This is a genomic window from Lysinibacillus sp. fls2-241-R2A-57 (genome assembly GCF_030209535.1).
In the GTDB taxonomy this organism is placed as follows: domain Bacteria; phylum Bacillota; class Bacilli; order Bacillales_A; family Planococcaceae; genus Lysinibacillus.
The window spans coordinates 1-8,958 of sequence record NZ_JARVRU010000192.1 but is presented as its reverse complement, the minus strand read 5'-3'; the positions used below and the strand labels follow the sequence as shown (position 1 = coordinate 8,958).

The following is an 8,958-nucleotide window of genomic DNA, read 5'->3' as shown; positions in this document are numbered from 1 at the left end:
CAGAGCGACGGATGGAATTGTCGAAGCGATGGATAGGAGATCGAAAGCGACGGATGGAACTGGCAAAGCGACGGATAGGAGATCGAAAGCGATGGATAGAAAGGGCAAGGTGACGGATAGAAAAGCTCAAGCGACGGAAAGAAGAGCTCAAGAGACGGATAGAAATCAGAGCGACGGATGGAACTGGCAAAGCGATGGATAGGAAATCGAAAGCGACGGATAAAACGGTCAAGGTGACGGAAAGAAGAGCTCAAGAGACGGATAGAAATCAGAGTGACGGATAGAAGGGTGAAAGCGATGGATAGAAATAGCAAAGCGACGGATAGAAGAGTCAAAACCGTGGATAGAGCAGCCAAAAACGTGGATAGCCCCGCCAAAATCGTGGATAGAACAACCAAAGTCGTGGATAGCCCCGCCAAAGCGTGGATAGAACAGCCAAAATCGTGGATAGCCCCGCCAAATCGTGGATAGAACAGCCAAAATCGTGGATAGCCCCGTCAAAGTGAAGGATAGCCCACCAAGTCTGACCATTCACCCGGAAGTTTAGATGTACAGACACTAGCTTCGCTATTAATCAATGCTACAATATTATCTATATGCTAGAATAAGGAAAACAAATGGAGGGATTAGCATGAAAAGTACAGTACCGCATTTACAAAAGGGTGATACAGTTGGTCTTGTGGCTTTATCAAGTCTAGTGAAGCCAGAAATGCTAGGGGATGCAACATCCTTTCTTGATGATTTAGGTCTTAAATATATTATTGGGGATACCATTCAGGCAAAGCACGACTATCTAGCAGGTAGTGACGAGGAGCGTCTGGCTGACTTTCATGGGATGGTAAGAAATCCAGAGGTGAAGGCAATTTTTTGTGTCAAGGGGGGCTATGGATCTGCCCGAATTGCGGAAAAGATTGACTATGGACTACTTGAAGAAAATCCAAAAATCTTCTGGGGCTTCTCTGATCTTACATATTTACATTGCGCAATTAATGAATTTGCTAATTTAGTGACGTTTCATGGACCGCTCCTTATGTCTGTAGGAAGAATAGATGATGTATCAAAGAAAATGTTTTTACAGCTATTTTCACCGATGGAATTGCAATATACAGAGGATATTTCACCATTAACAACGATTGCACCTGGTGTTGCTCGCGGTCAGATTATTGGAGGAAATTTACGTCGTCTTGTCAGCACATTAGGTACAAAATTTGAAGTTCGCACGGAAGGTAAAATTTTATTGATTGAGAAGCTAGCGGAGACGATTCCACATATTGATTCTATGCTGCAGCAATTAAAGCAAGCGAGAAAGCTTGAGCAGTTAGCGGGTGTTATGATCGGTTCCTTTACACAAACTGAAGCAGATGAAGCGGCACTGCATACTTTAATGAAGGAATATTTTGCGGATTTAGGCGTTCCAGTTGTAGCAGGCTTTAAAATTGGCCATGAAGCAACGAATATTGCTATTCCATTAGGAGTAGATGCTATTTTAGATGCACAGGAAAAGGTACTGAAGATTTTACCTGGTGTGCATTAAAAAAAGCGTTTTATGTTAAATTGATTAAAAATAGGGAGGAAGAAGATGGATATTGAGCAAAAACTATATCAGTCGGTGGTAGAATTGATCGAAAAAAGATACCCTTCTGGTTGGGGTGGTGCTGCAGCAATGTATACAGAAGATGGTCAGATTTTAACGAGCGTAGCACCGGACGTTATCAATGCCTCTACTGAATTGTGCATGGAAACTGGTGCAATACTTGAAGCGCATAAACTTAATACGAAGGTTACTCATAGTATTTGTATTGCCAGAGAAAATGAAAATTCTGTATTTACTGTGTTAACTCCTTGCGGTGTATGTCAAGAAAGGCTTTTTTACTGGGGTGAAAATGTAAAAGCGGCTATCACTAATCCGAATGGTGAATTGATATTTAAAACACTGAAAGAAATACAACCATATCATTGGTATAAAGCATACGAAAAGTAATTAAAAAAATTTTTTCCTTCGTAATGAGGAATAACTAAAAAAAGACAGTACATATTTGTTGTGAAAATATGTACTGTCTTTTTGATTTAATAAGGCTCTGCGTCACGACCTTTATCTTCATCACCATCAATATTGCCAAGTGGTTATGATGTAGATGAATCATTTCGAGCTTTTTGTAAACCTTCTTTTAACAAATGACCGTATGCTTCTTCTGCTAATGCAATCATCGTTTCTTGAATGTCTATATTACAAACTGCTAAATCGCGAATTAAGTTTTCAAGTAACTCATCTCGCTCCCACTGCTCAAAATTACGATATGTTTCTCCTGCTTGCTTCGGTTTGTCGCTTACTGATTTTGTTATAAAGATAAGAACTCATAATAGCCAAAATGAGCAATTTACTCACTCTTGGTAGGTGTATTAAATAAAGCTTTTTTGAGTAAGTAAACAGAAAAACGAATAATTAAAATATAAATAAATGATTCTATAAAACTCATAAATAAAATAAATACATATCGACCGAAAATTTCGATTTCAACTTTATTTGTTAAAAAATGTTGTATTGACCAATCAAAGAATAAATTTTTAAAACTAATAAGTGAAAATAGCCCTAATAAGATAATCCAATACATTAAAGACATTTCAAAATGCATTCCTTTTTTTAACATAATGTTTCACCCACTTATTCTGAAAAATCGGAATTTTCATTAGGTATATTGTAACATAAATTTTCTATGTAAAAATATTGTATTTCTATCTTTATTCACTAAAGCAAGATCAGGTAATTACTTTCATTCGTTTAAGGCCAATAAAAAAGCTCTCCTACACACAAGATGTAAGAGAGCTATTGGATGGCGTTTTCAAGTAATTTCCAAAGTTTGTGAGGTATGGCCATTGCTTATAGTTGGTTATTAGTCATTGGTCATACATTAACAGGTAACTTGTCATTGGTTTAGTCAAGTTAGCACCAAAAGCTAGTTTTGAAAACAGCACATCCAATTCGGTATGAAGTCTTAACGACTCCATAATTTCATTGTATACAGTTTTAAGTGATAAGGAAAGTATTGATTTATCCCGCCCCCATATTAGGTAATGGTATTCATATAACAAGTTAAGCTACATGTATGCTGAAAATTCTAAAAATAAACTGGCTAATTTAGCTAAAAATGGAACTTTGATTCGATTCATTCGTATACATAGTAAGGAACATTAAATTTGAAGAGTAGGGGGATTATATGAGTAGAAAAAATATAATTATTATGATAGTGACATTTATTCTAGAAGTTGTTATTACGTATTTTATTGCCTCATTTTTCTCTGTAAGATTCATCGAAGTAATGTTTTTCACTGGTATGGCTTTTGCTGGAGGAACGTTTTACTTTTCAAGTAGTGGTGGAGCAATGTCTAGGTTATATAGTTCTCAGGCTAGTGGGCAAACAGGTATTATTCAGAAAAGAGAACGCTTCACTTATACAATAGGTCCAGTATTTACTGCTTCATTTGTCTTCTTTTTAATTGGGTTAGTATTCTTTATCCTACTTATTTTTGGGATAATTCCGCCAAGCGAAACTTAAATTATATACTAAACAGGAGCTTTAATTGAATAAATCATAAAGAGACCTCTCCATGATGAACTGCGGTCCATGATGGGGGGTTTTTGTCTGTTTGTTAAAGCAATTTTTCATTTTACCAGCCTTTTTGTATTCACTTCGATAGCATTTGGACTATTAAAAAATACCGGTTTTAGTTAGTTACAATAAGCAGATTTTTATATAAATGTCGAAAAATGACGAATGATTAGGGTGGCAATATACTCCTCCATTTGTCAGAATTGTAATAAAGGGAGACTAGATTGTAATTTAGGAACTTTTTGTACATAATTCTATTTCGTAAAATCTAGTAACATACATTTTTAAAAGATATGCATTTGGAGGGAATAAAGGCAATGAAGAAAGCTTTATTATTACTACTAGCCGTTATGCTAGTTGGATGTTCTGGGGAAGGAACAGAGAAGAAAAAAGAGGCAAGTGTAAATAAAGAAGAGGAAAATGTAAAAAAAGAAGAGGTTGTTAAGGAAGAGAAAGTTGTTCCAGTAAAATATGCAGAGGTTGATCCTGAATCAAAAGCTGCGGTAGAGAAGTTTGTTAAAAAATACAATGTCCAAGCGGATTTAATTCAGCAAAGTAAAGAAGTACCAATAAAAATAGACAAGATTCCAGAACCAATAACAAGTGAACTGAATGAAGAGAAAAGTATGTTCTCACAAATCCTATTGGAAACTGATTTTAAACAATATAAAGGCCATTATAAAATAGTCGCTAAATATAACAAGTCTAAAAAAATAACTGGATATAATATTTCTGTAGAAGCAAGCCCTGCAAATGAGGTAAATGAAGAGGCGGATGAATGGCAAGAAGGATTTTTAGCAGCTATGACAACTACTGATGCAATAGGATTGAGTATAGATACATTTGAAGTACATTTAAATAAAGCTTTAGAAGAGGAGAAAGACACTCATTCATATATTGATTCTAATTATAAGGTAACTATTCTTATGCCTGATATCGATTTAGGGGTATTTGAAATTAGTTATGATTTAACTAAATAGAAAATCAATCCCTTGATTTCTCACTGACTTCCTTTAAGAGAAGCTGCACATGCACAAGAATTGCTTGAAAAATCATTAGCTGTAGGAAAGGTTGTTCTCATATTACAACTACTCCTCAAGTCCTGAATAAATAGACAATAAAAGACGTTTAGCCACCATGGTTGAACGTTTTTTTGAACTGCTCAAAAAAGTTCTTTCCTTACTAATTTTTGTTAATCCAATACGCAACGTAAACCCTTTATTTTACCTGAAATGTCGAAAAATGACGAATGATTATGATGGTAATGTGCTCCTCAATTTGTCAAAATTGTAATAGTGGGATATGGAATATTATTTTAGGAGCTTTTTGTACTATAATTCTATTTCATTAAATCTAGTATCCTACATTTTTAAAAGATATGCATTTGGAGGGAATTAAGGTAATGAAGAAAGCTTTATTATTACTACTAGCCGCTATGCTAGTTGGTTGTTCTGGGGAAGAAACAGAGAAGAAAAAAGATGAGGTTGTAAAGGAAGAGAAAGTCGTTCCAGTAAAATATGAAGAGGTTAATCCTGAATCAAAAGCTGAAGTAGAAAAGTTTGTTAAAAAATACAATGTCAGAGTGGATGTATATAAACAGGAAACTGAAGAAGCTATATTATTAGAGAAGATTCCAGAACCAATAACTAGTGACCTTAATGAAGAGAAGAAAGTTTTGTCACAAATCCTATTAGAAACTGATTTTAATAAATTTAAGGGTCATTATAAAATAGTCGCTAAATATAATAAGGATAAAAAAATAACTGGATATAATATTTCTGTAGAAGGACTCCCAGAAAACGAAGTAAATGAAGATGGAGATGAATGGGGAGAAGGAATTGCCGCTGCTATATCAGTTGCTCAATCATTAGGATTAAATATAGATAAATTTATTGAAGCAATAGGTGTAGCGGAAGAGAAAGGCACTCATTCATATGTTGATTCCAATTATAAGGTAACTGCTCTTTTCACTGATATCGATTTAGGAAAATTTGAAATTAATTATGATTTAAGTAAGTAAAACAAAAAGCATCCCAAAGCTACACTCCAATTTGTTAAACTCAATTGGAGGTGCAGTTCAAAAAGGATGCTTTTTTTATTGCAGTACTTTACGATCTGATTAGAAATAACGAGAATCATCGAAATTGATTTCAACACTATAATTCTTTGCATTGATAAGATTCGATAATTTATGTGCATCTTTTTCTAGAATATTAGCACGTTCACGGTACTCATCTGGTTCATACATAGCAATTTCATAAAGCATTGTATTTTCACCATACCCCATTCGTACACTTTCTTTTTCGTGCATACTAAACTGTTTGCAAACCTCAGCATCAGCACGGAGCTGTGTTGCGAGCTCAATCGCTTCAACTAATGTCAGTTTTTCTCCTTTAAAGTCTACGAAGTTTGTTATATTTGCTTCATATACTAAACGATCTAAAGTACGGATATCAAGGCGTACTTGTGCTAACTCAGCTTCAATTACTTTCATTGCACGATTACTCGATTTGGGAGCTTGCCCTTTTTCGACAGTTACAAAAGCGCTACGATGTAATTCCCTAACGAGCTCCTGAACCTTTTTTGCTAAAATACTTTTTAGTTTAACGGCTTCAGCAAGATTAATCATGAAAACACGTCCTTTTACAGTGTAGTAGATGGTGATGCGTTAGTTAATAAGGCAGTATGATAATCACCGCCATGTATTTGGTTAAACATTTTGCCTGCAGATGCAAGAAGTTCTTCTGCATTTTCTTCAGACAGTGATGGACGAAGGTAGAAAATATGTAGAGCCTCGGTCGTTTCCTCTGAAATAGAGGTACGCTTAGAATCGACAAATGGTGATCCAAATGCTCCGTTAGCATCACAGCTATATAGGATATTTTTTAACGAATTATAACGCTCATTTAAGCCCTCATAGCCAGTATCCTCATTGCCAAGTGCGATTTCTATATTTCCTTGTAGTTTAGCTACATCATATAAGCCTACTGGAATTTCATATTGCAAAGAGAGGAAATTATTTAAATCAACACCAGAGTGAAGCGGGGTTAAATAATTTTGCTTACTAATTCGGCGCATTAAGCTTTCTGCTGAGTGACGATAGCGGTTCGGGTCAGCGCCAAGCTTTTTCCATAGTTGTCGCCATTCTGCAATACCCTCACGTTGTGTCACAGGGCTTTCCTGCATTTCTAAAAAGAGGTTTTCCTGATACAATTGCATGCGACCTTTAATCATTTGAGGCGATTCTGCAACGACAATTTTGGTATAATGAATAATGCCGATTTTTAGCTCGGGATGTTGTGTCAATAGAGATTGATTAATTGAAATTTCCATAAACATCACCTACTTTATCTATTTTTATTATTGTATCATGTAAGGAGTTGGAAATAAAATGAACATACATGACCTACAACGTGAATTTGTGGCGTATGCAATGTCCATTGGTGTAGACAAAATTGGCTTTACAACAGCAGCTCCGTTTACAGAATTAAAAAATAGACTGCGTCGTCAGCAAGAGCTTGGCTATCAGTCTGGTTTTGAAGAAAGCGATATTGAAAAACGTACCGAACCCCTACAGCTGTTAGCGGGAGCAGAAAGCATTGTGGCGATCGCTGTAGCCTATCCGTCGCGTATGCAAAATGCACCTGTTGGTAAGAAGGGAGCAAGACGCGGGATTTTTTGCCGCGCTTCCTGGGGTGTCGATTATCATACAGCATTACGTGAGCGATTGAAATTATTATCAGCCTGGCTTGAGGAGCGTATAGAAGGTGCGCGTATTGAATCAATGGTTGATACGGGGGCACTTGTGGATAGGGCAGTTGCAGAACGTGCTGGGATAGGCTGGAGCGGAAAAAACTGCTCGATTATTACACCTGAGTTCGGTTCCTATGTATATTTAGGAGAGCTTATTACGAATATCCCTTTTGCGCCTGATACGCCTATGGAGGATGAATGTGGAGATTGCCGTTTATGTTTAGATATTTGCCCAACAGGCGCGTTAATCGAGGGAGGACAGCTAAACTCTCAGCGTTGTATTGCTTTTTTAACGCAAACTAAAGGAATGTTACCTGATGAGTTTCGTACCCATATTGGTAATCGTTTGTATGGCTGTGATACATGTCAGACAGTATGTCCAAAGAATAAAGGGAAGATTAACTGGATACATGAAGAATTTAAGCCTGATCCAGAACTTGCAAAACCTTTACTTGTGCCACTTTTAACGATTTCAAATCGTGACTTTAAAGAAAAGTTTGGACATGTTTCTGGTTCATGGCGAGGGAAAAAGCCAATTCAACGCAATGCTATTTTGGCGCTTGCCCATTTTAAAGAGGAAGCTGCAGTACCAGACTTAGTAGCACTTCTTAACAAGGATGAACGACCTGTTATTCGAGGAACAGCAGCATGGGCTTTAGGCAAAATAGGCGGGGAGCAAGCTCAATCTGCATTACTTGAAGCAAGAGTAAAAGAACAAGACGAGGAAGTATTCGTTGAAATTAATAAAGGTTTACAATTTTTTAGCTAAGGAAGTGTACCGTTATGCCATTGCATATCGTTTTATATCAACCAGAAATTCCAGCGAATACAGGAAATATTGCACGCACATGTGCTGGAACAAATACCTCATTACATTTAATTCGTCCTCTTGGCTTTTCCACGGACGATAAAATGCTAAAACGTGCTGGCTTAGATTACTGGCATAGTGTAAATGTCGTATACCACGATTCACTAGAGGATTTTCTAGAGGCATCCAAAAATGGCGACGTTTATTTAATTGAGACATATAGTGAAGAGCCATTTACGACACATGATTTTAGTAATAAAGATCGTGATATTTACTTTATGTTTGGAAAAGAAACGACTGGCTTGCCAAAGGAATTTGCGTATGAGCGTCGCGATATGTGTTTGCGCATTCCACAAAGTGAGCATGTCCGTTCACTTAATTTATCGAATACAGCAGCCATTGTTATTTACGAAGCGTTGCGTCAACAAGGATACCCAGGGTTAAATTAGTAAAAGCAGTTCTCACTTAGAGGAGAACTGCTTTTGTTTTTTCCGTTAGACTAAAGGTTTTGGAAAGAGATGGGAGACTTACGAGAGACGGATAGAAACCGTCAAGTGACGGATAAAATCCCGCAAACGACGGATAGCTCGACAAGTGACGGATAGAACCCGTCAATCGACGGAAAGAATCCCGCAATCGATGGATAGAACCCGTCAATCGACGGATAAAACCCTGCAAACGACGGATAGCTCGGCAAGTGACGGAAAGACTCCCGCAAACGACGGAAAGCTCGACAAGTGACGGATAGAACCCGTCAAGTGACGGATAGAACCCGTCAAGTGACGGATA

At 36.9% G+C, this 8,958-nt stretch carries 14 protein-coding genes; 7 read left to right on the top strand and 7 right to left on the bottom strand.

Features of this window, described 5'->3' with window-relative positions:
* Window positions 1–232, bottom strand: a 232-nt coding sequence (locus QRN68_RS23660) for a hypothetical protein (RefSeq protein ID WP_285399649.1), incomplete at its 3' end; no start/stop codon positions are given.
* Window positions 229–531 carry a hypothetical protein gene (locus tag QRN68_RS23655; protein ID WP_285399648.1) on the bottom strand — a complete coding sequence of 101 codons (303 nt, stop codon included), beginning with the start codon at window positions 529–531 and terminating at the stop codon, window positions 229–231. The genes QRN68_RS23655 and QRN68_RS23660, both read right to left, overlap by 4 nt.
* A 100-nt stretch (window positions 532–631) precedes the next feature.
* Between QRN68_RS23655 and QRN68_RS23650 the strand changes: the two genes are divergently transcribed.
* Together QRN68_RS23650 and QRN68_RS23645 are read left to right on the top strand one after the other, a co-directional pair.
* Complete coding sequence (locus QRN68_RS23650; protein WP_285399647.1) at window positions 632–1,534, top strand: S66 peptidase family protein; 903 nt, start codon at window positions 632–634, stop codon at window positions 1,532–1,534.
* A gap of 45 nt (window positions 1,535–1,579) precedes the next feature.
* A complete protein-coding gene (locus tag QRN68_RS23645; RefSeq protein WP_285399645.1) occupies window positions 1,580–1,981 on the top strand; it encodes a cytidine deaminase in 402 nt (133 codons plus the stop codon).
* A 143-nt stretch (window positions 1,982–2,124) separates the two neighbouring features.
* Here the strand turns inward: QRN68_RS23645 and QRN68_RS23640 are convergent, their stop codons facing one another.
* Window positions 2,125–2,343, bottom strand: coding sequence for a catalase-related domain-containing protein (locus QRN68_RS23640; protein WP_285399650.1), 219 nt, complete (start codon window positions 2,341–2,343; stop codon window positions 2,125–2,127).
* Between the two features lie 35 nt (window positions 2,344–2,378).
* Window positions 2,379–2,648, bottom strand: a complete 270-nt coding sequence (locus tag QRN68_RS23635) for a hypothetical protein (RefSeq protein WP_285399644.1) — start codon at window positions 2,646–2,648, stop codon at window positions 2,379–2,381.
* Between the two features lie 567 nt (window positions 2,649–3,215).
* Here QRN68_RS23635 and QRN68_RS23630 point away from each other — a divergent pair.
* From QRN68_RS23630 to QRN68_RS23620, 3 genes are all read left to right on the top strand, one after another.
* On the top strand, window positions 3,216–3,554 hold the full coding sequence (locus QRN68_RS23630; RefSeq protein ID WP_285399643.1) for a hypothetical protein: 339 nt from the start codon (window positions 3,216–3,218) through the stop codon (window positions 3,552–3,554).
* Window positions 3,555–3,925: 371 nt separating this feature from the next.
* A complete protein-coding gene (locus QRN68_RS23625) occupies window positions 3,926–4,588 on the top strand; it encodes a hypothetical protein (protein ID WP_285399641.1) in 663 nt (220 codons plus the stop codon).
* A 422-nt stretch (window positions 4,589–5,010) separates the two neighbouring features.
* Complete coding sequence (locus QRN68_RS23620; protein WP_285399640.1) at window positions 5,011–5,628, top strand: hypothetical protein; 618 nt, start codon at window positions 5,011–5,013, stop codon at window positions 5,626–5,628.
* A gap of 99 nt (window positions 5,629–5,727) precedes the next feature.
* On the opposite strand, the gene QRN68_RS23615 is transcribed toward QRN68_RS23620, so the two are convergent.
* Both QRN68_RS23615 and QRN68_RS23610 read right to left on the bottom strand, forming a co-directional pair.
* Window positions 5,728–6,237, bottom strand: coding sequence for a hypothetical protein (locus QRN68_RS23615; RefSeq protein ID WP_285399638.1), 510 nt, complete (start codon window positions 6,235–6,237; stop codon window positions 5,728–5,730).
* Window positions 6,238–6,251: 14 nt separating this feature from the next.
* Window positions 6,252–6,941 carry a B3/B4 domain-containing protein gene (locus tag QRN68_RS23610; RefSeq protein WP_285399636.1) on the bottom strand — a complete coding sequence of 230 codons (690 nt, stop codon included), beginning with the start codon at window positions 6,939–6,941 and terminating at the stop codon, window positions 6,252–6,254.
* Window positions 6,942–6,999: 58 nt separating this feature from the next.
* Here QRN68_RS23610 and queG point away from each other — a divergent pair, with 58 nt between their 5' ends.
* Together queG and trmL are read left to right on the top strand one after the other, a co-directional pair.
* Window positions 7,000–8,130: a tRNA epoxyqueuosine(34) reductase QueG gene (gene queG, locus QRN68_RS23605; protein ID WP_285399635.1), complete on the top strand. Its 1,131-nt coding sequence runs from the start codon at window positions 7,000–7,002 to the stop codon at window positions 8,128–8,130.
* A gap of 14 nt (window positions 8,131–8,144) precedes the next feature.
* Window positions 8,145–8,618 carry a tRNA (uridine(34)/cytosine(34)/5-carboxymethylaminomethyluridine(34)-2'-O)-methyltransferase TrmL gene (gene trmL, locus QRN68_RS23600; RefSeq protein WP_285399634.1) on the top strand — a complete coding sequence of 158 codons (474 nt, stop codon included), beginning with the start codon at window positions 8,145–8,147 and terminating at the stop codon, window positions 8,616–8,618.
* A 16-nt stretch (window positions 8,619–8,634) separates the two neighbouring features.
* On the opposite strand, the gene QRN68_RS23595 is transcribed toward trmL, so the two are convergent.
* Window positions 8,635–8,958 (bottom strand): hypothetical protein (locus tag QRN68_RS23595; RefSeq protein WP_285399633.1); only part of this gene is annotated, 324 nt, incomplete at its 5' end.

Excerpts from the sequence above, each read along its gene's own strand:
- QRN68_RS23655 (WP_285399648.1), bottom strand. The coding sequence starts at position 531 with ATGGTCAGACTTGGTGGGCTATCCTTCACTTTGACGGGGCTATCCACG.
- QRN68_RS23650 (WP_285399647.1), top strand. The coding sequence starts at position 632 with ATGAAAAGTACAGTACCGCATTTACAAAAGGGTGATACAGTTGGTCTT.
- QRN68_RS23645 (WP_285399645.1), top strand. The coding sequence starts at position 1,580 with ATGGATATTGAGCAAAAACTATATCAGTCGGTGGTAGAATTGATCGAA.
- QRN68_RS23635 (WP_285399644.1), bottom strand. The coding sequence starts at position 2,648 with ATGTTAAAAAAAGGAATGCATTTTGAAATGTCTTTAATGTATTGGATT.
- QRN68_RS23630 (WP_285399643.1), top strand. The coding sequence starts at position 3,216 with ATGAGTAGAAAAAATATAATTATTATGATAGTGACATTTATTCTAGAA.
- QRN68_RS23625 (WP_285399641.1), top strand. The coding sequence starts at position 3,926 with ATGAAGAAAGCTTTATTATTACTACTAGCCGTTATGCTAGTTGGATGT.
- QRN68_RS23620 (WP_285399640.1), top strand. The coding sequence starts at position 5,011 with ATGAAGAAAGCTTTATTATTACTACTAGCCGCTATGCTAGTTGGTTGT.
- QRN68_RS23615 (WP_285399638.1), bottom strand. The coding sequence starts at position 6,237 with ATGATTAATCTTGCTGAAGCCGTTAAACTAAAAAGTATTTTAGCAAAA.
- QRN68_RS23610 (WP_285399636.1), bottom strand. The coding sequence starts at position 6,941 with ATGGAAATTTCAATTAATCAATCTCTATTGACACAACATCCCGAGCTA.
- queG (WP_285399635.1), top strand. The coding sequence starts at position 7,000 with ATGAACATACATGACCTACAACGTGAATTTGTGGCGTATGCAATGTCC.
- trmL (WP_285399634.1), top strand. The coding sequence starts at position 8,145 with ATGCCATTGCATATCGTTTTATATCAACCAGAAATTCCAGCGAATACA.